Raw genomic sequence first — 22,201 nt, 5'->3', positions numbered from 1 at the left:
GCCATGCACATAGAGTCATTCCCAACCGCCTCCGGTCAGGGTATCCGCATCTCAGGCGGCAACGCCCGAGCCATGTTGATTGAAACCCCCGCCGTTCTGGAGATTCTGGAAGATTCGCAGCAGCCCGACGGCGGCGTCACCCGGATCGCTGCCGGGTACGACGCCGTCGATCCCGAAAACGGGTCCGGAAACGGACCGTTGAGCGGCTCGGCGACGATCAACCACGCCGGCACACAGTATGTCCTGCACGATACCTGGACCGTACAAGGCGACTCAGTCCGGATTGACCGTTTCCTCGCCGCCACGTCCGAGGTCGGCACGCCTGGCGTCCGGATGGTCCTTGAGGCTGAAGTTGCTGCCGGCGGCGCCGGCTTCGATGACATGCGCCTCTTCGCGCCCCCGGCGTTGTATGACCTGAACGATGTCGACGGCGACGGCGTCGAGGACTACCTGGACACCCGCGAACTGGTCTACCGTGACGACCGACTGACAGGGCTCGCCGTGCTGGCCTACGACCCCGGGACGGGAACCGGGTACGCCCTGACGCGCGAGGACCGGCCCGAGTATGACGACATTCCCGTAAGGGAACCGGGGCAGCAGAACATGGTGCAGAAGACCGACATCGGAGCACTCGGACTGTTCCCCGGGGAACGCAACGAGACACGACTTGTTGCCGCCTACCCGTTCGTCGAGCGTTCACGTTCCCATGCCTTGACTTCCGAAGGCCGGGAACCATGGGGCGCGTTCTGGCCGGTGGACGCAACGACAAGCACTGCGATTGAAGTCAGCTACGCGCTGCAACTTTTCTCTGACCCCACGCCCATCGACTGCCTCTGGTCCCTGTGGAACCAACGCATAGAGCATCTGTCCCCCCGGCCGGTCGAACTCACAGCCCCGCTGGCGGAAATCACCAAGCTCCGCGTCGAGGCGCTCATGCCCTTTTACGCCGAGCTGCCCGGCCAGACCCCGACACCGGCGGGCTTCGTCACCAACTGCCACCCCCAGAACGGGGTGCAGCTGGAGAACATCATTCAGTACGGCTTTACAGGCCAGAACGTCCTCAACGCGCACCATATCCTGGCCCATGCGGACACGCTGGCCGATCCCGAAGCCCGCGCCAAGGCGCTGAAGGTTATTGACTTTTTCGCCTCCCGCGCCGGGGAATCGGAACACGGACTGACCAACACCCTGTTCGACCTCGACACCGGACGCGCCGGCAACTGGTGGAGCGGATTGCTGCTGCCCCTCGCCTACGCCGAAGAAGGACAGGACCTGGAACAACTAATGGGCCCCGTCTACGACCACATGAAATACGCGATCGAACCCCTCCGCACATTGGACGGCACATACCTTCGATGCATGGCCGAGGAACATGGGGCCCTGCTGCGCGCCTACGAAGCCGAGAAAGCACGCGGATTCGACCACCCGTCCTGGCTGCAGGCGGCCACAAAGTTCGGTGAGTTCCTGCTGACTGCCCAGGAAGAGGACGGCAGCTGGCGCCGTGCCTACGACTTCAACGCCCAAGGCATTACCGAGCCGAGGACCTGGTTCGGCGAGAGCGAACTCAACCAGAAGTCGTCAACGGCCACAGCAGTGCCGGTATTGGCAACCCTCGCCCGCCTGACCGGGGAGGAACGCTGGATTGCTGCTGCCCGGGCAGCAGAACGCTTTACAGCCGAAAATTATGTGGCTGAGCTGAAATTCAATGGCGGTATTCACGACAGCATCTACTCGCGCGCGCAACTCGTGGACAGCGAAAGCATCCTGTTCGCAATGCGCGCCTCCCTTACGGTGTGGCAGCAGACAGCAGACCCTGCCGCCCTGGCCAGCGCCATCGACGCGGCCAAGGTCCTCTCAACCTGGATCTACCTCTGGGACGTCCCGCTGCCGCCCTCGAGCACCCTGGGCCGGAATGGCTTCCGGAGCACCGGATGGAGTGCCTGCGACACGTGCGGCGCCGGTTACATTCACCCCTACGAAATCCACGCCGTGCCTGACCTCTTCGAGCTCGCCATCGCGGCCAACGACGGCACGCTCGCCCTCATCGCTGAACTGGTCCTGCTCGGCTCCAGCGAAACGGTAGCGACCCGCGAGCAGGATTGGGGCTATGCCCGTCCGGGCCTTCAGGAAGAAGGCCTGCTGGTGAGCTGGTGGCTTATCGACGACCCGATGTTTGCCGGTACAGGCTTCGGAGGGCGAGGCAAGGGCGAGGGCAACAAAACATGCCTGCCGTGGATCTCCGCCGTGGGGATCGATGCCTACGATGAACTCATCAGGCGCTTCGGAACCGCCGATCTGCGGACCCATTGGGCCTCCCTGTCGCCGGTGGGACAGTAAAGTGAAGACTCAATGATGGCTGAGGGCAACAGGACAGGGGGAGCCCGGATGACGCTGAGCACCGCGAACAACGCAGATGACCGGGCGAGGCCCACCACGCTCAAAGACGTCGCCAATTTCGCCGGAGTGTCCATTGCAACTGTTTCGAAGGCTTTGAACGGCAGGGACCATGTTCGGGCGGAAACGAGGGAGCGGGTTCTGCGGGCGGCGGAGAAACTGCATTTTTCACCCAACGCCGTGGCCCAGGGTCTCCTTGCCGGACGCACGGGCACCGTAGGCCTTCTCACCAGCGACATGGAAGGCCGGTTCTCGATACCGGTCATGATGGGCGCGGAGGATGCCTTCGGGGTGGGCAGCACTTCCGCCTTCCTATGCGACGCGCGCGGCGACGCCATCCGCGAACAGCATCACGTCCGTGCCCTTCTGTCCCGTCGGGTAGACGGGCTGATCGTTGTGGGTGACAAAACTAATCCACGCGCATCGCTTGGGCACGACCTTCCGGTCCCAGTGGTTTACGCCTACGCGCCCTCCGAGGACGCCAATGACATATCTGTGGTCAGCGACAATGTCCACGCCGGGCGGCTGGCAGCCCAGCACCTCCTCGACTGCGGCCGCCGCTCCATCGCCTATATCTCCGGCGACATAAGCTACTCCGCCGCAGGGGACCGGGTTGAGGGCGCAACGGCGGCCCTGAACGACGCCGGGCTGGCTCTCCTCGGAGGAGAGGCGCTTTACGGGGCATGGACCGAAGCCTGGGGCCGGGGGGCCACCAGATCGTTGCTCTCCCGCCACCCGGAAATCGACGCCGTCCTTTGCGGAAGCGACCAGATTGCCCGAGGTGTCCTCGATGCCCTCCGGGAAGCTGGGCGCGATGTCCCCGGAGAAATCGCGGTGATGGGGCACGACAACTGGGAACAGATCGCCACGCAATCCAGGCCACCCCTGTCCACCGTGGATATGAACCTGGAAGCCGTCGGCCGCCTGGCCGCCCAGCTGCTTTTCGCGGCAATCGATGGAAATCGGCAACCGGGAACGCACCAAGTCCCCTGCCGCCTGGTCACGCGGGCCTCCACTGCCCTAGCTATCTAGATATAAATGCGCAGGGGCGCACGCTCGTAGCTGCAGCTGTCACCCGTTGTCCTAGATTTACGGGCAAGGGACGACACTGCCTCATCGAAGGCTACGCTCCCGTCAATGCTACGGGCGGAACTCCGGCCAACTGGCGGTTGGCCGGAGTTTCGTCCGCCCATAGGGGGAATCGTTTACGTGATCGTTTCGAACGCCATCCGATAATCAACAGATCAAGAGCTACTGAATATTGACGGATCCCGGCAGAGCACGTTTACTCCACAAATGTTTACGGAAACGTTCTTCTTTCTTCGATTTACTCAAGGAGGAGTGCTTCATGGAAGCATCCAGAACTCTAGTCCGCGTTCTCGCCTTGGCGGCAATGGCACAAGGCTACCTGTCCATCCCCTCGGAGGTAGTGGAACCTACCAACGGCCCACAGCCGCTGGAGCCCCAGTTGTCCGCCGAGCCGATGCCGTGCCGATACTAGTAGGCGTTCTTCCCGTATCTAGATTAGATCGAAACGCCGATAATGCAGATTCGGTGAAGCGGGCTTGCTTATTCGGAACCGTCAGTGACGGCTGCTGAGCGCCTTCGATATGCAGTGTTCAAGGCCGGCCAATGAGCCTTGTCTTCATCAATGTGGAATTCATGTGAATTTAGGTTCAGTGAGGCCAACTCTTCCAGCGCTAACGATCCAGCCTTTACTTTGGCATCATCCCGGCTGTCGATCTTGCCTCCCGGGGCTGTCCTTTTCACCCCATTAAGTTCCACCCACGGGACGAAGCCGGCATTGCCATGGTCTGCATCCCACTGAAGAACGTCCCCGCAGGTACTGCTGACGTAGCGTTGAATGGCGTCGTCCCCGCTAAAGCTGGAAACACGAGGGTTGCTGCCAACCAGGGCAACGACGGATGCTTCAACACCGGGGTTCCGGTCCACTACGGTTACGGGCACTTTAGGGACATCGCCAGCAAAGAAGTGTCGAGCTGCGAGATCGGTGGCGGGGAATGAGTATCCGATGAGGGTCACGGTCGAAGCATTTTGCAAGGCTTCCCTGGCTTTCCGCCATTGTGCCCGCAGGCCCGAACTGGAGTAGTAGAGATTTTTCGTCCCGGTCGGGGGCACGATCATCGGTTTCAAGTCATCATACAAACCCTCGTGCCGGGGCAGCGGAGGCCTGATCTGGTTCGGCTCGGACCAGCGCATGTCGCTATCCATGAGGTAAATGGCGTCTCCGGTCGTTGTGTTCATCCCGGCATAACCCCAGTTCGTTGATCCATGCAGTTTGAGCAAGCTCAGGACAGACCCGGGGGGAGTGGCGCGTGCAAGCATTCCGCCTGAGCGGAAGCTGGTAGATCTGTCTGCCAATGGCATCCGGTAGAGGTCAGCCCATGAGCGGGTCATCCCGAGTTCTGTGGTGATCCGTTCGATGAGAAGGTCATAGTTGAAGGTGACAACGGTGGCTCCCTCTGCGCACCAAGAGATGACGAGGCGCTTTAGCCAGGCCGGATACGGTCCGGCCAGTGCTCCCTTCTCCGACTGATCGATAGCCTCTTTGACGGCTGAACTCGCGCGCAGGAAAAGGGATCTGTTGTTGAGGTTCTCAAAATCATCAAGCCATGGCTGGTCAGTGGACAGAAAGGAGAGCCACTGTTCGAGATCGCCGGCGAAGGGCTGGAGGACGTTGGGATCCAGCTGTAGTCGCTGAAGAACCATGCTTGAGAGTTCGGCCAATGTGGGCATTCCCGAAAACACCGCTTTTGAAAAGCCGGAGCCCAACAGCACAAACGGCTTAGAGCTTGGAACCGACGACTCATGTGTGGACATGAGACAAACGTAGCCAAGACTAACTCGGATCTGAACAGCGAGGGGCCGGAGCCGACACTGGTGTCAGGTTGGGGTGTGCTTCAATCAGATGGTCGTGCGTAGTGATCTACTCGGTAACCTGCGGGACGGCGTCCGGAGCAGTGAGGTACATGTGGCAGGCCTGTTCTATGACATTGCCACGGCCCGGGTCCTGCAGATCACGCCCACGGGCATCAGCCACCTGGATCCGCTGCCGCGGGCCGAGGAGCTGGCCCCATCCTGACAGGTCCTGAGGCACAAACACGCTGGTCCTTAAAGCACGGTGGTCCCGGGCAGGAGATTCCTGCCCGGGACCATCTGCGTGTGCCTGTTGCGTCCTACTTGCCCGGTTTTATCGGGTGGTCTTACTTGCTGGAAGCGATCAGAGTCTCGACCTCGTTCTTTTCGCGGCTGCTCCAGGTTTCCCTGGTTGCCAGTGCTGCGATGAGGCCGATCACTCCGCAGGCGATGTAGACGATGGACACTCCGCTCCAGCCCCAGGCCGCCGCCGTTGCCGCGGCGATCAGCGGGATGAATCCGGAGATGGCCGCCGAGAACTGGTAGCCGATGGATGCCCCGGAGGTGCGGGTGTTGGCGTTGAACAGTTCGGAGAACCAGGCGCCCTGGGCCCCGGCCAGCATGTCGTGGAGCACCGGCAGGCCGACGATGTAGACGAGAACAATCAGGAACGGGACGGCGGTGTTGACCATCAGGAACATGGGGAATCCGAACAGGATGATGCCGGCGCAGCCGGCGAGGTAGAGCTTGCGGCGTCCGATGCGGTCTGTCAGCCGGCCCCACAGGATGGTGGCGGCGACGCCGATTGCGGCCGCGAGCACCAGGCCGGTCAGCCCCACCTGCCGGTCAACGATCTTGTTCGTGCTGATGTACGAGAGCAGGTAGGTGACGATGACGTAGAAGCCGCCGGACTCGGCCAGGCGCAGCCCGATGACACGGAGGATGTTGCGCCAGTCCTCCCTGACGACGGTCAGCAGCGGGTTCTTCACGAGTTCGCCGCGGGCCTTGGTCTCTTCGAACTCGGGGGATTCGCTGACCTTCATGCGGATGATGATGCCGGCGATGATCAGAATGGAGCTGGCGAGGAACGGCACGCGCCAGGACCATTCGTTGTTCCAGCCCGTGGTGCCGAGGAAGACGAGGTTAGCGAGCAGCAGGCCGAGCGGGACGCCGGCCTGGGGTATGCCGGTGTACTGTCCGCGCTTGCGCCACGGGGCGTGTTCGAAGGTCATCATGATGGCTCCGCCCCATTCGGCGCCGAAGGCCAGGCCCTGGATGATGCGGATGGCCACGAGCAGGATCGGCGCCAGGACGCCCACCTGCTGGTAGGTGGGGAGGACGCCAATAAGGAAAGTGGCGGCGCCCATGACCAGCAGCGCGCCCACCAGGACCGGCTTCCGGCCGTACTTGTCGCCGAGGTAGCCGCCGATCAGCCCGCCGAGGGGACGCATCGCGAAGCCCACGGCCAGGGTGGCGAAGGCGAGCAGGGTGGCGGCGAGGGGATCCTGGCCGGGGAAGAAGGCGCTGCCGAAGTACAGGGCGGCGGCAGTTCCGTAGGCGAGGAAGTCGTAGTTTTCAATGGTCGTGCCGACGGCGCTGCCGATGGCGACCTTCAGTTTGTCCGGTGATCCGTGCTCTGCCTGCTGGGCGTGCGTTTGCGTGAGGGTGCTCATCGCGTTCATATCTCCTTCGATATGGGACAGGAGGTTTCCTGCCCCTGCGGTTGCCGCAGGCGCCGTCCCAAAGGACACCGGCCTCGGCGTCACCTGGGCTGTTTTGAAGCCTCGGCGTTGTCAATGTTGTAAAAGCTGCGGATGTGGTTACCGACGGCCCGCCGGGCCTCATCGGCATCCTTCCGGCGGATTGCCGCAAGGATCTCGCGGTGTTCGCTGCGGACCACCTTGGCCGTTTCCCGCCAGTTCTCCAGCCGGGCGTACGCCTCGATCATCTGGCGGTTGATGGCGGTGCGGAGGGAGCCCATCAGATGGGCCGTGAGGGAGTTGCCGGTGGATTCGGCGATCCGCACATGGAAGGCCGCATCCAGCCGGTTGAACTCGGGGGTGGAGATCTCCGGGTCGTCCATCTGGTCCAGGATCTGCTCCAGTTCCGCCAGGTCCTCCTCGGTGGCCCGCTGGGCGGCCTCCTCACAGCACCAGGTTTCGAGGGCAATCCTGGTCTCCAGCACCTCGGTGTGGTCGAACTGGCCGAGCGCGAGCTGGAGTTTGAGGAGGTTGATGAACCCTGAGCCGGGTTCATCAACCAGGACTGCGCCGCCGTCGGCTCCGCCGCCGGGGCGGATGTCGACGATGCCCAGCGCCTCAAGGACCCTGAGGGATTCCCGCAGGGAGGGGCGGGAAACGTTCAGGAGGGCGGACAGGTCACGTTCGCTGGGGAGCTTGTCCCCGGCTTTGAGCCTGCCGTCGAGGATGCGTTCCTCGATCTGGGTCATGACCTGTTCGTAGGTACGGACCCGCTGTACCGGTTCCCATGCTTCTGCGCTCATGCCGATCACCTCTTTGATTTTTCTGCCGGCGGCAGAGGGCCGCGGCTATTTCATCGTAGTTGCTCGGCCTGACCGTCTTACCGCTGCGTCTGGAGCAGTTCAGCGCGGGCTTCGTTCTCCAACTGGCGCCGGATCTGGACAGCGAGCAGGCTCTCGTCGGCGTCGACGTCGTCCCAGGAGACGGTGCGGTCCTTGGGGACGTCGCGCTTGAGCTTCATGCCGTGGGCCAGGCCCAGGGGCAGCGCGTTGCGCTCCAGCGAGATGTGCGCCGGTGCGAGCTTGCCGAACGCGGTGTAGCCGCCCTCGCCGTCGAGGATTTCGCCGGCCTTGAGGTCCTTCTTCGCGGTGGTGACCACATCGCCGCGGAAACCGGTGGGGGCGCCGGTGGCTTCCCCGCGGAGCACGGCGGAGGCGATGCTGACCCCCAGCTCCAGGCCGATCATGTGGTACGGCCGGTAGAGCGAGCCGTAACGGCCGGTGGAGTCGGTCCTCACGCCGTATTCCGCGAAGCATTGTGCGGCGTAGTCGGTCTTGGCCTCGAAGGTGACGTAGACGCCCCAGCGGAGGTCGCGGTCCACCTCGGTGCCGTCACGGTTCAGGCTGGAGGCGATCTCCACGGTTCCGCGGCGCGTCAGCATGCCGCCGACGGACTGTTCGCGGTAAACGTGCGGAAGGTCGTCGACACCTGCTGGCGGGAAGAAGAGCCCCTCGTCCTGGGGGGTGAGTCCGGTGCCGTTGGCGACGGCGGCCATCTCGATGGCGGACTTGGTGCCGTCCAGGAACGAGTTGAACATTTTCGGATTGAAGTCGCCGCTGGCGAGCTGTTCGTCGGTGAAACCGTAGTAGTTCCAGACCGTGTCCGGAGTGGAGTAGTTGTATTCGGGCAGGTACTTGGTGCCCTTTCCGGCGGCCACGACGTCGAACCCGACCGTGCGGCACCAGTCGACCATCTCGCAGATCAGGGCAGGCTGGTCGCCGTAGGCCATGGAGTAGACGACGCCGGCGGCCTCGGCGCGCCGCTGGAGGAGCGGGCCCACCATGCAGTCGGCCTCGACGTTGACCATGATGATGTGCTTGCCGTTGTCGATGCTTTGCACGGCGTGGGCGGTGCCAACGATCGGGTTGCCGGTCACCTCGAGGATTACCTCGACCTGTGGCTGCTGGATCAGGTCGGCGGAGCTGTCGGTAACAAATGTGGTGCCGTTGCGCAGTGCCTCGGCAAAGCTGCCGGCCGCGTAGCGCTCCGCCGGCCAGCCCGTCCGCTGCAGGGCCCCCTTGGCCTTGGGCACATCGATATCGGCGACACCCACCACGTGAATGCCTTCTGAATTGAGCGCCTGGGTGAGGAACATGGAGGCGAACTTGCCGGCGCCGATGACGCCCACCCGGATGGGGCCCTGGGTGGCAGTTCTTTTTTGGAGGAGCGAATGGAGGTTCATGGACTACTTCCTCGTAGCGGGCGTCTCGACCCTTGGTTAGCTGGTCTGACCATCTGATGTTACAACCATGGCACCTGCCACGCGTGTGTGTCAAGACTCACGCGTTGTCCGCGAAAGAAGCTTGCGCCAAGTTCAAGGACGTCATTAATGCTTCAGACGTACGGGCGGGATCCGGACCGGCTTATGAATTCATGACTGGTCGAGGGTGGCGAAACAGTTGTCCAGGCACCCCGACCGGCATCGTCCGGAGCGAACAGCTACTTCCCGACGGTGGCACCTCGTTGCCGCGCTCGAGTGGGCCGAGCCAGACACTACGCACTCGACTGAAGGGAAGTGTTCAGGAGCGCTTGACCTGGCGCAGGTACTGGTACACCGTTTCCCGGCTGATCGTGTAGTCGGCCGCGAGGACAGACTTGGGAATTCCGTCGGCCGCCCGCTGGACCAGCTCGGCCGCCCGTTCCGGCGTGAGGGTCTTCTTCCGCCCTTTGTAGGCGCCGCGCTGGTTGGCCAGGGCGGTACCCTCGCGCTGCCGCTCCCGGATCAGGGAGCGTTCGAACTCGGCGAAGGCACCCATGACCGAGAGCATGAGGTTGGCCATGGGGGAGTCCTCCCTGGTGAAGACCAGCTGTTCTTTGACGAACTCCACCCGGACCCCTTTCGGGTCAGCGGTGGACCAGGGCGCGCAGGTCATCGAGGTTCCGTGTGAGCCGGTCCATGCTGTGCACCAGGACGGTGTTCCCTTCACGGGCGAAGCTTAGCAATTCCCCCAGTTGTGGTCTGGACGTATCCCTGCCGGACGACTTGTTCCTGAAGACCCGGTCCAGAACCTGGCCGTCGAGCTGGCGTTTCTCGTTCTGGTCCAACGTGTTCACGCGCACATACCCGATCCCCTGACCAGCCACCATTGGCCTCCAAACCCGTCGACCATCGTCAGTTTGAGTTCAGGGGCCTTTCAGAAGAACGTCAAGACTTCAGGCTCTCTTGCGCCAGGTTGGGGTGTGCCCCAACTGTACGATGCTTCAACCCTTGGCTTGACGTGCCCTGTTTCATGCGGGAAAGAGATGAATTAGCTCGCGTCCCACCCGACGCGAAGCTCGTTGCTCTGCCCAAACCTCTCGAGATGGACTGCGATAACCCGCATAACGGTTTCCAGATTCGGCTCAGAATCAGCCTGCGCCTTCAACACAAGAACGCCCGTTCGCGTCTGTAGCAGACACTCGCCGGCTTCGAACACGATCCGCAGCCCGGCAGGTTCATCGATGACTTGGGCGCGGCGGCCTAGGTGCGAAGCCAGCTGCTTTGCATAGCGTTCAGGTGTATCCGTCCTTACCAGGGCAGTTGAACGACAGTCGCTCATGGGATTTTCCTTATCGTTGATTCACCCAGTGAAGGGTGTGCAGTTTTTAACTTCAGTTGAGATGGACGGAGGTCCGGGCTCGTCTCGACGCTGCGCCGCCCTGACCTTCCATCGTTGGACAGCCAGGGATGGAACCGTCGGCCATGACGTCATCCGACCGACAGCGGGGGTTAGATGGAAAGGACGAATGAGGCACGCTAGAGCAACTTGCGACAAAGGTCGTAGTGCTGAAGGGCCACTTTGGCGCCGCTCGAGTCCTCAGACTCGCACCATTCATGTCCACCCCATTCGCTAACAAGGGGACCTGAGTAACCAAATGAACGCAGCTCGCCGAGAAGGTGCGCTATTGGTGCGCTGACGCGCTGGTCATCATCCTCTAGATCCCAGTACTTCAAGTGAACGGCTGTGAATCGAGGAAGCAGGGTATCCCAATGATGAATGGGTGTGTTCCCGAAACGCAGCAGCGGCATCATCAGAAGGCTCCCGGCTTGCGGCGACAGTTTCGGAATCTGTCCGAAAATATCTGAGCGCAGAGCCTCGGCACCGTGGTCCTCCCACTGAAGGTCGAGGGCCTCAACTAACCCCTTTGCGACGCCCACTTGTCGTAGCTGCCGCAGATAACTGATTGGAAGTCGCGGCATGGAGGTGCTTGTATCCAAGAGGAGCCCCAAATAGGGGCTTTCAATGCGGTCGAGAGTCTCAAGCTGAACCACCAACTCAGGGGAGTCGGGCCTGATGGCGGCCTGCACTTCCTGTACAAGCTGGATCCGCGTTGATTCCAACACAGGCAATATGAGTTCCAAAACTTTGGCACTTACACCGAACGCGACGCGGGCCATGGCGAACCCTAGGTCGGCTGCAGAGCAAATCTGGCCGGCAAGGAATTCAGCCATCTCGTCGTCTGCGAAGACCCCACTCCGCCGCGTTCCGGGATCGGTATACACACCCAGGATGGTGGGCTGCGCCGAACGTTGTTCCATGAGTGATCTGAAACGGTGGATTTCTTCCCGGCTTACTCTGGGAAATGATGAAAAGCCTTGGAACCCATCAACCTCGATATGTGAGCTGATCCCGAGGTCCAGGACGTCGTCGATCAGCTGAGTGGCGTTTGGTTGGCCGGCTAACAGCTCATTGGTGAGAGAAAACATTGTTATGGCCCAGAACGGCCCCGCGTGCGGCGTGGATGCCCCGGTGGGAAAGTTACGGCTCATTCCGCCAGCTCCTGAATCTGCAGCCGCTTCCGGCTTTCAGTCGTGACGAGGGCGGCCTTGTTCTCAATGAGGACGTTGGGCAGTAGCAGCGCCATCTTGACGCAGACGTCGGCCTGCTGGGGCGGGGACACATCAGAATTGATGCGCACCAGAATGCGGTCCTGCAGGTACCAGTAGCTGTCCCACCGCTCAGCCAGTTCGGAAGCGGTCACCGGCGCACCGTCGATGATTATTGTGAGGTCCTTGAACGGCCAGACCTCATCGTTGATCCGGACCTCAATATCCTCGACGCAGGACCAGGGCAGGCTGCGGTACCAAGGCAAGCCGAGTGACAGCTGGTATCCGGATACTGTGCGGTAAGCGCTTGTGTTTTGGAGTAGGTGCCCCATAAAGGTCATTGCTTTGCCGCCTGACAGGCGTGCTGTTCGGCCGTGAAGGCGGGTGCTGAGGTCATGGCCAACGACGTTACCTCGAATGTTGTCCGGATGGATCTCACCGATTTCGAATGGTTGGCATCAGGCGGAGTCATAGCTGTCGCCGCGGCAATGGCGGTTCGGTGAAAACTCGCGTTTGGCGATAGTTGGTATTGCTTTTGTGTAGTAGATCACGCCCGTTTTTGGCCTGTTTTGCGTGCAATACTGGCGATGTCCGGCGGCGTAATGGCCCCGACTGCGGCCCATCTTCACAGAGGATGCGCCGATGACAATGAAGTCTCGAAAGGCAGACCTTATTCCATGAAAAACACCAATCGGCTCGTCAGCTGGCGTACCGCGACCGTTGCGGTCGCCTTCCCTCTCGTTGGCGTCCTGGCCCTGTCGGGTTGCAGCGGCAGTTCCGGGTCGGGCAGTTCCGGATCCACCGACGGAGTCACGACGCTGACTTTTGCTACGCAGACCTACGAGAAGGAAAACCCTTACGAGGCTGTGGCGAAGAAGTTTGAGGCAAGCCACCCGAACATCAAGATCAAGATGGTCACCACGCCCATCGACCAGTACGCGAACGTTCTGAAGACCCAGCTCACCGGTGGGAACGCACCGGATGTCTTCTTCGGAGCATCCGGCAGCGGCGGGTCCAACGCCCTCCTGGGTTATGCCGACGCGGGCTTCCTTATGGACCTGACGGACCAAGGCTGGGCCAACAAGCAGGTGCCGGATAACGCCAAGGGGCTTTTCTATAAAGACGACAAGCAGTACGCATTGCCGGTCAGCATCGCTCCGATCGTAATGATCACGAACGAATCTGCAGCCAAGGCTGCCGGGGTGGCGTTCCCCAAGACCAGTGCTGACCTCATGAAGCTCTGCGAGGGCCGTGCTGCGGCAGGAAAGAGCACTATCGCGCTCCCGGGCTCCGTTCCGGGCGGGGCGGGCTTGTTCCTGATGGAAGTTGCAGCGTCCACCGTGTACAGCCAGGATCCCGACTGGAACCAGAAACGGGCGGACAACAAAACCACCTTCGCCGGCACCCAGGGTTGGAAGGATGCCCTGCAGCGGATCGTCGACATGAACAAGGCCAAGTGCTTCCAGCCGGGCGCTGAAGGCGGAACGTTCGAACAGCTGGCACCGCTGATCAGCTCCGGCACCGCTCTGATGACTTCCGCTCCGGCCAACCAGCTGAGCAACCTGCAGAAGGCGGCAACAGGACAGACGATCAGCGTCGCAACCCTCCCCGGAACGTCTGCGGCCCAGACACGACTGTTCGCTTCTCCGTCCGATGCCTTGGCCGTCAATGCGGCCACGAAAAACAGGGACGCGGCCCTTGAGTTCCTCAAGTACTGGACGGATACCCAGGTAGCGACGGACTTCGCCGATGAGCGAGGTGACGCACCCATCTCCATCGTTACCACCGGAGACGTCCCCGCGAAGCTTGCCCCCATTGCGCCCCTGCTGAAGGACCAGAGCAAGTATTTACCCTTGGCAAACCTGTCCTGGCCGAACCCTGAGGTTTACACCGCGCTCGGATCCGGTGTGCAGGGTCTGCTTACCGGCCAGACCACCGTCGACCAGGTTCTTGCGGCTGCTGACGCTGCCTGGTCCAACTAAGAAAGTAAGTCCCCATGTCTGAGAGCCCAACAACGGCAACCATTCCAGGGGCGGCAGAAGCGCACGGGATGGATCAGGGAAACACCCCGATCCATCCCGTCCGGGCCCGCCGGCCGCGGTCCATTCGGTATGCCAGCTGGTGGTGGACACTGCCCGCCGTCCTCATTATCGTCACCATGCACTACGTTTCGGTCGGTGTCGGCGGATTCTTCTCGTTCACCAACTACAAGGGATTCGGCTCCTTCAAGCTTGTGGGACTGGACAACTTCATCAAGGTCTTCACCGATCCTGTAGCCCGCGGTGCTGTGGGGAATACCCTCCTTCTGGCCCTGGGATTCGTTATCCTCGTCAATCTATTCGGTTTTGGTTTTGCCCTGGCGTTGAACCGTCAGCTGCGGAGCAGGCACTTCCTCCGCGGGCTGCTCTTCATGCCCGTAGTGCTCAGCCCACTGGCGGTCTCCTTTGTGTGGAAGTTCATCTTCCAGTACAACGGTCCCCTCAATGGCTTCCTGGCAGCCGCGGGGCTCGGCGAGTGGCAGAAGGCGTGGCTGGGGGACCCAGCTACTGCCATCTGGACCGTCCTGTTGGTGATGGTGTGGCAACACATCGGCATCACCATGGTCATATACCTGGCCGGCCTGGCTAATGTTCCACAAGAGTTGGAGGAGGCAGCGTCCATGGACGGCGCGCCCCTGTTGAAACGGTTCCAGCACGTGGTCTTACCGCTGATGCGCGGCGCAGTGATCATCGCTTCGATCCTCAGTCTGATTCGTGGATTGAGTGTTTTTGACCAGGTTCTGGCGCTCACTGCCGGCGGGCCGTTCAACGCAACTGAAACGCTGGCCACTCAGGTCTGGCGCCAAACCTTCGTCAACAGCAACTTCGGCTACGGCTCGGCCATTGCCCTCGTTCTCACCATCGTTATTGCGGTGCTTGCTCTTGCCCAGATGGGTTTGATGCGCGGCCGGGAAGATCACGGGAAATAAGATGCTCCGTTACACCAGGAAAACCCTCGTGCGGGAAATCATTGTCATTGCCATTGCGCTGGCAATGATGATCCCCTTCTACTTTCTAATCGTCATGGCCTTCAAACCTGACTCCGAAGTCATCACCACCTCGCCGTACGCTCCGGCGCAGGCACCCACCGCTAACGCCTTCGGCGAAGCATGGGGCGCCGAAGGAAACAAGAGCCTCGCCATGGGGATGCTTAACAGCATCATCATCACGGGAGGCAGCGTTGTCCTCCTGGTCGCCATTGGCTCCATTACCGCTTACGCCATATCCCGGATGCCCGGCCGTCCTGGCAGACTGCTTCGCATAATGGTGCTGATTGCCATGATCCTGCCGTTCCAACTTGGCATGGTCCCTGTCTACGTCGCCATGCGCAACCTGCACCTGCTTGGCACATACCCGGGGATGATCATCCTCTACACCGGCCTGTTCATGCCGTTGGCCGTCTTCCTCTACAGCGGCTTCGCCGAGAGCATTCCACGGGATTATGAGGAAGCCGCGAACATTGACGGAGCCAGTAGGTTCCAGTCCTTCGTCCGAGTCGTCTTTCCTTTGCTTGGACCTGCCACCGGAACGGTTGCCATCATGTGCGGGCTGATCATCTGGAATGACTTTTTCAGTCCCCTGATTTTCCTGAGCGGCTCGGACATCCCTACACTCCCGGTGGTTGTCTACAGCTCAGTCGGCGAGCTGGCCTCACGCTGGAACGTGATCTTCGCGGCCGTGATCATTTCCATGATCCCGATCCTGGTCTACTACCTCGTGGCCCAAAAGAAGTTTATTCAGGGATTCTCCGGCGGCCTCAAGAGCTGAACTCTGCCCCTCGCCAACACCGACCATACTCATTCAGAAGGACCAACGATGCAGCCACTCAGATCCGGAATCGTCGGAACAGGATTCATGGGCTCCGTCCATGCCCAGGCCGTCACAGCTGCCGGGGGGATCGTCGACAGCGTCGCGGGATCATCTCTGGCCTCGGCGAGCCGATTGGCCGAACTCCTGCCAGGCGCAACCCCAGTGGGCGGCTTGGATGAGATGCTTGAACGCAATCTGGACGTCATCCACATTTGCACACCCAACACCCTGCACTTCGAGCAGGCTCTGGCCGCCATCAGGGCGGGCATCAATGTGGTTTGCGAGAAGCCGCTGGCCACCACCCCCGCTCAAGCGGCCGAACTCGCAAAAGCGGCAGCGGAGCGGGACACGATTGCTGCTGTTCCCTTCATCTACCGGTATTACCCGGCGGTGCGCGAAGCACGGCGACGTATCCTGGCTGAGTCAGGTAATGACCTGTGGCTGCTTCACGGCAGCTACCTCCAGGACTGGCTTGCGGACCCTTCAGCCACCAACTGGCGGGTGGATCCTGGCTTGGGCGGCACAAGTCGCGCCTTCGGTGACATAGGTGTGCACTGGTGCGACCTCCTGGAATTCGTCACCGGGCACCGCATCGTCAGGATAAATGCAAACCTGACACGCGCATTCGAGCGGGAAGGGGGCCCATCGGCGAATCAAACCGAAGACGGCGGTGTCCTCACGTTTGAAACGGACCGAGGGGCGGCTGGCTCCCTTGTCCTCAGCCAGGCAAGCGCCGGACGGAAAAACAGGTTGTGGTTCTCCTTCGACGGTCCGCGGACCTCGTATTCCTTCAATCAGGAAGCGCCCGAGCACCTGTGGGTCGGTTCCGGCGACGAGCAAATACTTGTCGGACGAAACCCTGAACGCCATCTGGTGAACGGCAACCCGCGGAGGGGGGCGCTGCCACCGGGGCACCCCCAGGGGTACCAGCACTGCTTCAACGACTTTGTCGCAGACACCTATGACGCCATTCGGGGAGGGGCACCCGACGGGCTGCCGACATTCCTCGATGGGCATCGGGCCGCCGTCCTGACGCAGGCTGTCACGGATTCCGCGGCGAAGGGTTCCTGGGTTGATGTACCCATCGTGGGACAGGCAGCCGGGGTGTTGCAGGAAGTGACTTTCTAGGATGGAGAACCCAATTCCAACAGAACACTTCGACGTCGTGGTAGTGGGGAGCGGCCCGGCAGGGTCCGCAACTGCACGGACGATCATCGACGAACACCCCGGGCTGCGGGTGCTCGTCGTTGAGGCAGGGCCGAAAATTACCGAACCTTCAGGGCGTCACATCAAAACGGTAGCCGACCCGGCACAACGGCAAGCAGCCCAGCTCGCCTCCCAGGGACCGGATTGTCACAGGTCCGCAGCCCCCGCCTCGAACCCGGCAGCATCACAGGTCGACGAACCCATGAGCCTGGTAGGCCGGCCCGGGACGTTCCTGCTGGGCAAGGCATCCGTCCAACCCGGTGAAGACGGCATGGTTGCTGCGGCTATGTCCAGCAACGTCGGCGGGATGGGCGCCCATTGGACGTGCGCCTGCCCGCCGCCAGGCGAAGGGGAACGCATCGACTTCATTCCCGCCGTCGACTTCGATGAGGCTCTAGGGAAAGCAAGGGAGCTGATGTGCGTGACCCAGGACGCCTTTGCAGGCGCGCCGCTGAGCACCGCCATCGCTAATGCTCTGGCCCGGGATCTGAATCCTGGCCGCCCCTTGAAACGACAGGTTCAGCCCATGCCTCTGGCCGTCCGCGTCAACGCCGACGGCAGCCGGTACTGGACCGGCCCGGATGTCATCCTCGGACAGCTCGCCAACGGCCCCACGGAGCGGTTCGAGTTACGCGCTTCCACGGCGGCCCGGCGAATCATTCATGAGAACGGATCGGCCACCGCGGTGGAAGTCGTGGATGTCGAGACAGGGAGGCGCTACACCGTTGGAACAGAGGCCGTGGTCGTCGCCGCGGACGCGCTGAGATCACCGCAGCTGCTGCACGCTTCAGGTATCCGACCTAAAGCCCTGGGCCACTACCTTAATGACCAGCCCGAAGTTGTGGCCGGCGTGCGGCTCAGGAGTTCCATGGTCCCGGACGAGGTCAAGAACCGCCCAAAGGAAGCAGGACGCACATCCATCGAACCTGTCGGCGGAGTCAACTGGGTGCCCTACCTCCGTGACAGCTACCCGTACCACGGCCAAGTGATGCAAATGGATGCATCCCCCGTCCAGCTGGTTCCCTCCGAGGACTTATGGTCCGACTCCATCGTGGGCCTGGGCTGGTTCGCATGCAAGGACCTTCAGTTCGAAGACCGAGTGGAGTTCAGCGATGACGAACTCGATCACTTGGGGATGCCGGCAATCCGCATCCATTACAACCTCACTGCCAAGGACCGTGCCACCATTGCCGCCATGTCGGACGAAGTGCGCCGACTGGCCGCGCTGCTCGGGGAAATGATCGACGAGGAACCCATCGTTCTTCCTAACGGAAGCTCACTGCACTACCAAGGAACCGTTCGCATGGGCGTGGCCAACGACGGGACTTCGGTCTGTGACACCGACGCGAGGGTCTGGGGTACTAGGAACGTCTACGTTGCAGGAAACGGCGTCATCCCCACCCCGACCGCGTGCAACCCCACACTTACGGCTGCTGCACTGGCAGTCCGTACAGCCCGAAGCATTTGTCAGAGGGCCGACACCAGATCACTAGTAAGGACGATCAATGCTGACTGAAGAACTTATTGAGCCCGACACTTTGCTGGTGAACGGAGACCGCATCTCGGTCTCCGTTCGCATGCCCTGGTACCGGGGGCTTCCCTTGTCATCAGTCGGTGGCATCGAGTTCAGCATCGACAAGGCGATCGTGCCCACGAAATCCATCACGTTCACGGTGGAAGGGGAGACATACACCCTGGCCGAACTCGCGGAGCGCTACGACAAGTCCTGGTACGTGCTGGACTCCGCCATCGTCGAAGGACAACTGCCGGACCTGGCGGACCTGGGCGAGGGACCCACGCACGAAGTTTCCGTGCTGCTGAACCTTTACATCCCGTACCTCACAGTTGCTGACGACGTAATGATGATCCGCGAACGGGACACGAAAACTCTGGAAATGAAGGAAATAGCATGAGCGACGCAATGACCCCCGGCACCCCTGTACAGGGCGTCACACTCTACAGCTTCACCCGCCTCTTCCACTCGCGTCAGGTCAGCTTCGAGGACCTCGTCCGCAACGTTGCCAAGCGGGGCCTTGGACCGGGCCTGGAAATCGTCGGGTTCCAGAGCATTAGGGAATTTCCCAACGTCGGCGATGACTTCATCCGCAGGTTCCGGTCCATCATTGATGAAACCGGGTTGGTGCCCAGCGCCTTCGGAGCCAACGCCGACGCTAACCTTCGCCGCGACCGCCCACTTACCAATGACGAACTCGTCGAGTACATGACCAAGCAGATCGTCGTTGCAAAGAAGCTCGGTTTCCCCGTCGTTCGTCTGCAGTACGCCCTCTCACCCGACGACATGGAACGTCTCCTGCCGATCGCCGAGCGCGAAGGGGTACGGCTTGGCATCGAAATCCACGCACACCACTCGGTGAAACACCCGATCTTCCAGGCTCACCTCGAACGTTTCGAAAAGCTCGGCTCGCCTTATCTCGGGTTCATTCCCGACTGGGGCGTTTCCATGTATCAGTTCCCCCGGACTCTTCTCGAGTCCTACCGGAGGAAGGGAATTCCAGAAGAGGTCATCGCAATGGCGGAATCGCACTGGAATGAGGCTCACAAGCGCGGTCAGCTGATTGACGATCACGCCATCCACGAGGAAATGGTTCAGTTCACCGACAAGGCTGCGCCTCTGTGCGGTCATGAGACTGCTTTCTCCATCGCCATCCAGGCGGTGGGCATGTTCGGGCACCAGTCACCCCAGGCGTGGGCTGAGATTTTGCCGTGGGCAGTGCACACGCACGGAAAGTTCTACGAGATCGACTCCACAGGCACGGAAACTTCCGTTCCGCTGCCGGAAATCATCAAAGAATACGTAGACGCCGGGTACTCAAACGTCATCTCCAGCGAATATGAAGGTTTCCACTGGAACACTTGGGATGACCCCTTTGACCAGATCGCGGGCCAACAAGCCGCGCTCCGCAAGGCCGCCGAGGCCGCCGGGTCACGGTTGATCACCGATACGGAAGAAGCGCGAAAGCTGAGCGGGGTTAGCGTATGACCCACCCAGTGACCCTGTTTACAGGGCAATGGGCCGACCTCCCCTTCGAGGAAGTCGCCAGGCTCGCCTCCGGCTGGGGCTATGACGGCCTGGAAATCGCGGTCTCCGGCGACCACCTGGACGCCTGGCGCTGGGACGAACCCGGCTACGTCGACTCCAAACTCGCCGTCCTCGAAAAGTACAACCTGAAGGTCTGGGCCATCTCCAACCACCTCAAAGGCCAGGCCGTCTGCGATGACCCGATCGACTTCCGCCACGAAGCCATCGTCGGGTCCAAGGTCTGGGGCGACGGCGACCCCGAAGGCGTCCGCACCCGCGCCGCCGAGGAAATGAAACACACCGCACGGCTCGCCCGTGCCCTGGGCGTGGACACCGTCGTCGGGTTCACCGGCTCCTCCATCTGGCAATACGTCGCCATGTTCCCGCCCGTCCCGGAAAAGGTCATCGACGCCGGCTACCAGGACTTCGCCGACCGCTGGAACCCCATCCTGGACGTCTTCGACGAACAAGGGGTCCGCTTCGCCCACGAAGTCCACCCCAGTGAGATCGCCTACGACTACTGGACCACCGTCCGCACCCTCGAAGCCATCGGCCACCGCGAAGCCTTCGGCCTGAACTGGGACCCCTCCCACTTCATGTGGCAGGGTATCGACCCCGTCTCCTTTATTTGGGACTTCAAGGACCGGATCTACCACGTGGACTGCAAGGACACCAAGCTCCGGTTCACCGGCCGGAACACCGTCATGGGCTCCCACCTGCCCTGGGGCGACCCGCGCCGCGGCTGGGACTTCGTCTCGATGGGCCGCGGCGACGTCCCTTGGGAGTCTTCCTTCCGCGCCCTCACCGCGATCGGCTACACCGGCCCCATCTCTGTTGAGTGGGAAGACGCCGGCATGGACCGCCTCCATGGCGCACCGGAAGCCCTGGGCTTTACCCGGTCACTGCTGTGGGAAAGGCCTTCGGCATCATTTGACGCGGCCTTCAACCAACAGGCCTGAGGGCTGAAGGTGATTCATTACCGGCCATGGACGGGCACAAACTCCGCCCCTGGCCGGTAGTGAATCAAGCCCTGGCACAACTTTTCAAAGGAGTCCCTTGACGCCCCCGGCACAACGATTAAGGGCCGCAGTCATCGGCTACGGCATGAGCGGCCGCCGCATCCACATTCCGTTGCTGCAGAGCGTCCCGGAAATGGAACTTGCCGCGATCATTGTCCGCTCGGAAGCAAGCCAACACATGGCAGCGAACGAACACCCCGGCGTGGCCGTCTTTCCAGACGTCACGGCAATGCTCCGCGCTGGGGTCCGGCCTGACATAGCGGTTGTCGCCACACCCGACAGCTCTCATGCCGCCCTCAGCGCTGACCTTCTCCGCTTGGGAATAGGCGTCGTCGTGGACAAGCCCTTGGCCACCGCTGCTGCCGAGGCCGAGCAACTCCATCAGAACGCCTTGGAGAAGGGCTTGCTCTATACCTGTTTCCAGAACAGACGGTGGGACAGTGATTTCCTTACCGTCGCCAGGCTCGTGCGCGAGGGGCGCCTGGGGCAGGTCACGAGGTTTGAAAGCGCCATCTCCAAATGGATTCCTGCTGTCGGATCGACGTGGCGGGACCAAGCCGCTGACTCGGCGCTTGACGGGGGACTTGCCGGGCTGGGGAGCCACCTGGTGGATCAAGCGGTGTCCTTGTTCGGTTGCGTCGAATCAGTCTACGCCGAAGTCGACACGCGCCGGCCTGGTGCGAGGGCGAACGATGATGCTTTCGTAGCCTTGACGCACGGCAGTGGTGTCAGGACACACCTTTGGATGAGTGCTCATACGTCGACTGCCGTGCCCCGGTTCAGAGTCCAGGGCACGGCAGGTTCATTCCTTAAAGACGGATTTGATGTCCAACAGGAAGCACTGATGTCCCAAGTGTCGCTACACAGTGACTCCTGGGGCAAGGAGCCAACGGCACGTCAGGGCATCCTCACTGTAGACGGCAACGAAATGCGCATTCCCACAGAGCGCGGTAACTGGAAGATCTTCTACAGCCGCCTAGCCAAAACGCTCTTTGACGGCTCACCCCTTCCGGTTCTTCCAGAGGACGTTATCCATTGCCTGCACGTGTTGGAAGCCGCCGTCGAATCCCACATCCACCGGTCTTCGGTCACAGTCCCGGCGACGCTAGCCCGTGCCGGAATTCCAGCATTGGCCGCCCGGCCAGGGCCACTCAATGCCCGATAGCTGAATACTGCCCTGAAGAAACCCGAACAACGGGTAAGGGGAGCCGGCTCACCGTCGGCTCCCCTTACTCGTGGGATTCAAATGG

The 22,201-nt window shown here is 61.6% G+C and carries 19 protein-coding genes and 1 pseudogene; 12 read left to right on the top strand and 8 right to left on the bottom strand.

All coding sequences use genetic code 11. The annotated features are described in order from the left end of the window. The first annotated feature begins 72 nt into the window (after positions 1-72). Both ACFVTE_RS03535 and ACFVTE_RS03530 read left to right on the top strand, forming a co-directional pair. Positions 73-2,337 carry a hypothetical protein gene (locus tag ACFVTE_RS03535; RefSeq protein WP_387096904.1) on the top strand — a complete coding sequence of 755 codons (2,265 nt, stop codon included), beginning with the start codon at positions 73-75 and terminating at the stop codon, positions 2,335-2,337. 48 nt (positions 2,338-2,385) lie between these two features. After that, the gene (locus tag ACFVTE_RS03530; protein ID WP_387096901.1) at positions 2,386-3,426 is read left to right on the top strand and encodes a LacI family DNA-binding transcriptional regulator; all 1,041 of its coding nucleotides are present in this window, start codon (positions 2,386-2,388) and stop codon (positions 3,424-3,426) included. Positions 3,427-3,963: 537 nt separating this feature from the next. Here the strand turns inward: ACFVTE_RS03530 and ACFVTE_RS03525 are convergent. Then, positions 3,964-5,235, bottom strand: coding sequence for a hypothetical protein (locus ACFVTE_RS03525; protein WP_387096899.1), 1,272 nt, complete (start codon positions 5,233-5,235; stop codon positions 3,964-3,966). 94 nt (positions 5,236-5,329) lie between these two features. Between ACFVTE_RS03525 and ACFVTE_RS03520 the strand changes: the two genes are divergently transcribed. Then, the gene (locus ACFVTE_RS03520) at positions 5,330-5,497 is read left to right on the top strand and encodes a hypothetical protein (protein WP_387096896.1); all 168 of its coding nucleotides are present in this window, start codon (positions 5,330-5,332) and stop codon (positions 5,495-5,497) included. 121 nt (positions 5,498-5,618) lie between these two features. Here ACFVTE_RS03520 and ACFVTE_RS03515 read toward each other — a convergent pair whose 3' ends face one another. The 7 genes and pseudogenes from ACFVTE_RS03515 to ACFVTE_RS03485 form a co-directional block, all read right to left on the bottom strand. Continuing rightward, positions 5,619-6,953, bottom strand: coding sequence for an MFS transporter (locus ACFVTE_RS03515; RefSeq protein WP_387096894.1), 1,335 nt, complete (start codon positions 6,951-6,953; stop codon positions 5,619-5,621). A gap of 80 nt (positions 6,954-7,033) precedes the next feature. Next, positions 7,034-7,774, bottom strand: a complete 741-nt coding sequence (locus ACFVTE_RS03510) for a FadR/GntR family transcriptional regulator (RefSeq protein WP_387096892.1) — start codon at positions 7,772-7,774, stop codon at positions 7,034-7,036. A 77-nt stretch (positions 7,775-7,851) separates the two neighbouring features. Next, entirely contained in the window at positions 7,852-9,213 is a 1,362-nt protein-coding gene (locus ACFVTE_RS03505; protein WP_387096889.1) for an NAD(P)H-dependent oxidoreductase, read from the bottom strand. A 337-nt stretch (positions 9,214-9,550) separates the two neighbouring features. Next, a pseudogene (locus ACFVTE_RS03500) lies at positions 9,551-10,115 on the bottom strand (recombinase family protein). 164 nt (positions 10,116-10,279) lie between these two features. Continuing rightward, positions 10,280-10,570 carry a DUF2218 domain-containing protein gene (locus tag ACFVTE_RS03495; RefSeq protein ID WP_387096887.1) on the bottom strand — a complete coding sequence of 97 codons (291 nt, stop codon included), beginning with the start codon at positions 10,568-10,570 and terminating at the stop codon, positions 10,280-10,282. Between the two features lie 197 nt (positions 10,571-10,767). Then, entirely contained in the window at positions 10,768-11,781 is a 1,014-nt protein-coding gene (locus ACFVTE_RS03490; RefSeq protein WP_387096884.1) for a hypothetical protein, read from the bottom strand. Beyond that, the gene (locus ACFVTE_RS03485) at positions 11,778-12,170 is read right to left on the bottom strand and encodes a DUF6379 domain-containing protein (protein WP_387097154.1); all 393 of its coding nucleotides are present in this window, start codon (positions 12,168-12,170) and stop codon (positions 11,778-11,780) included. The genes ACFVTE_RS03490 and ACFVTE_RS03485 overlap by 4 nt, the downstream gene beginning before the upstream one ends. Positions 12,171-12,515: 345 nt before the next feature. On the opposite strand from ACFVTE_RS03485, the gene ACFVTE_RS03480 reads away from it, so the two are divergent. The 9 genes from ACFVTE_RS03480 to ACFVTE_RS03440 all read left to right on the top strand — a co-directional run bounded on the left by ACFVTE_RS03480 (position 12,516) and on the right by ACFVTE_RS03440 (position 22,116). Further along, the gene (locus ACFVTE_RS03480) at positions 12,516-13,820 is read left to right on the top strand and encodes an ABC transporter substrate-binding protein (protein ID WP_387096882.1); all 1,305 of its coding nucleotides are present in this window, start codon (positions 12,516-12,518) and stop codon (positions 13,818-13,820) included. Between the two features lie 14 nt (positions 13,821-13,834). Then, a complete protein-coding gene (locus tag ACFVTE_RS03475) occupies positions 13,835-14,806 on the top strand; it encodes a carbohydrate ABC transporter permease (protein WP_387096879.1) in 972 nt (323 codons plus the stop codon). A 28-nt stretch (positions 14,807-14,834) separates the two neighbouring features. Further along, positions 14,835-15,644: a carbohydrate ABC transporter permease gene (locus ACFVTE_RS03470; RefSeq protein WP_387096876.1), complete on the top strand. Its 810-nt coding sequence runs from the start codon at positions 14,835-14,837 to the stop codon at positions 15,642-15,644. A 48-nt stretch (positions 15,645-15,692) separates the two neighbouring features. Beyond that, positions 15,693-16,814 (top strand): Gfo/Idh/MocA family protein, encoded by a 1,122-nt coding sequence (locus ACFVTE_RS03465; RefSeq protein WP_387096873.1) that lies wholly within the window; start codon positions 15,693-15,695, stop codon positions 16,812-16,814. A gap of 1 nt (position 16,815) precedes the next feature. Next, positions 16,816-18,408 (top strand): GMC oxidoreductase, encoded by a 1,593-nt coding sequence (locus ACFVTE_RS03460; protein WP_387096870.1) that lies wholly within the window; start codon positions 16,816-16,818, stop codon positions 18,406-18,408. Continuing rightward, positions 18,398-18,805, top strand: a complete 408-nt coding sequence (locus ACFVTE_RS03455) for a DUF6379 domain-containing protein (RefSeq protein WP_387096867.1) — start codon at positions 18,398-18,400, stop codon at positions 18,803-18,805. Before ACFVTE_RS03460 ends, ACFVTE_RS03455 begins: the two co-directional genes overlap by 11 nt. Beyond that, entirely contained in the window at positions 18,802-19,893 is a 1,092-nt protein-coding gene (locus tag ACFVTE_RS03450) for a sugar phosphate isomerase/epimerase family protein (protein ID WP_387096864.1), read from the top strand. Before ACFVTE_RS03455 ends, ACFVTE_RS03450 begins: the two co-directional genes overlap by 4 nt. Beyond that, a complete protein-coding gene (locus tag ACFVTE_RS03445; RefSeq protein ID WP_387096861.1) occupies positions 19,890-20,891 on the top strand; it encodes a sugar phosphate isomerase/epimerase family protein in 1,002 nt (333 codons plus the stop codon). Before ACFVTE_RS03450 ends, ACFVTE_RS03445 begins: the two co-directional genes overlap by 4 nt. Before the next feature lie 97 nt (positions 20,892-20,988). Then, the gene (locus ACFVTE_RS03440) at positions 20,989-22,116 is read left to right on the top strand and encodes a Gfo/Idh/MocA family oxidoreductase (RefSeq protein ID WP_387096858.1); all 1,128 of its coding nucleotides are present in this window, start codon (positions 20,989-20,991) and stop codon (positions 22,114-22,116) included. Positions 22,117-22,201 lie beyond the last annotated feature (85 nt).

Origin of the sequence: Arthrobacter sp. NPDC058097 (assembly GCF_042884885.1) — a bacterium.
In the GTDB taxonomy this organism is placed as follows: Bacteria; Actinomycetota; Actinomycetes; order Actinomycetales; family Micrococcaceae; genus Arthrobacter.
This window is presented reverse-complemented; position numbering and strand designations above follow the sequence as displayed.

Excerpts from the sequence above, each read along its gene's own strand:
- ACFVTE_RS03475 (WP_387096879.1), top strand. The coding sequence starts at position 13,835 with ATGTCTGAGAGCCCAACAACGGCAACCATTCCAGGGGCGGCAGAAGCG.
- ACFVTE_RS03450 (WP_387096864.1), top strand. The coding sequence starts at position 18,802 with ATGAGCGACGCAATGACCCCCGGCACCCCTGTACAGGGCGTCACACTC.
- ACFVTE_RS03515 (WP_387096894.1), bottom strand. The coding sequence starts at position 6,953 with ATGAACGCGATGAGCACCCTCACGCAAACGCACGCCCAGCAGGCAGAG.
- ACFVTE_RS03510 (WP_387096892.1), bottom strand. The coding sequence starts at position 7,774 with ATGAGCGCAGAAGCATGGGAACCGGTACAGCGGGTCCGTACCTACGAA.
- ACFVTE_RS03455 (WP_387096867.1), top strand. The coding sequence starts at position 18,398 with ATGCTGACTGAAGAACTTATTGAGCCCGACACTTTGCTGGTGAACGGA.
- ACFVTE_RS03480 (WP_387096882.1), top strand. The coding sequence starts at position 12,516 with ATGAAAAACACCAATCGGCTCGTCAGCTGGCGTACCGCGACCGTTGCG.
- ACFVTE_RS03525 (WP_387096899.1), bottom strand. The coding sequence starts at position 5,235 with ATGTCCACACATGAGTCGTCGGTTCCAAGCTCTAAGCCGTTTGTGCTG.
- ACFVTE_RS03485 (WP_387097154.1), bottom strand. The coding sequence starts at position 12,170 with ATGGGGCACCTACTCCAAAACACAAGCGCTTACCGCACAGTATCCGGA.
- ACFVTE_RS03505 (WP_387096889.1), bottom strand. The coding sequence starts at position 9,213 with ATGAACCTCCATTCGCTCCTCCAAAAAAGAACTGCCACCCAGGGCCCC.
- ACFVTE_RS03445 (WP_387096861.1), top strand. The coding sequence starts at position 19,890 with ATGACCCACCCAGTGACCCTGTTTACAGGGCAATGGGCCGACCTCCCC.
- ACFVTE_RS03465 (WP_387096873.1), top strand. The coding sequence starts at position 15,693 with ATGCAGCCACTCAGATCCGGAATCGTCGGAACAGGATTCATGGGCTCC.
- ACFVTE_RS03460 (WP_387096870.1), top strand. The coding sequence starts at position 16,816 with ATGGAGAACCCAATTCCAACAGAACACTTCGACGTCGTGGTAGTGGGG.
- ACFVTE_RS03535 (WP_387096904.1), top strand. The coding sequence starts at position 73 with ATGTTGATTGAAACCCCCGCCGTTCTGGAGATTCTGGAAGATTCGCAG.
- ACFVTE_RS03530 (WP_387096901.1), top strand. The coding sequence starts at position 2,386 with ATGACGCTGAGCACCGCGAACAACGCAGATGACCGGGCGAGGCCCACC.
- ACFVTE_RS03495 (WP_387096887.1), bottom strand. The coding sequence starts at position 10,570 with ATGAGCGACTGTCGTTCAACTGCCCTGGTAAGGACGGATACACCTGAA.
- ACFVTE_RS03490 (WP_387096884.1), bottom strand. The coding sequence starts at position 11,781 with ATGAGCCGTAACTTTCCCACCGGGGCATCCACGCCGCACGCGGGGCCG.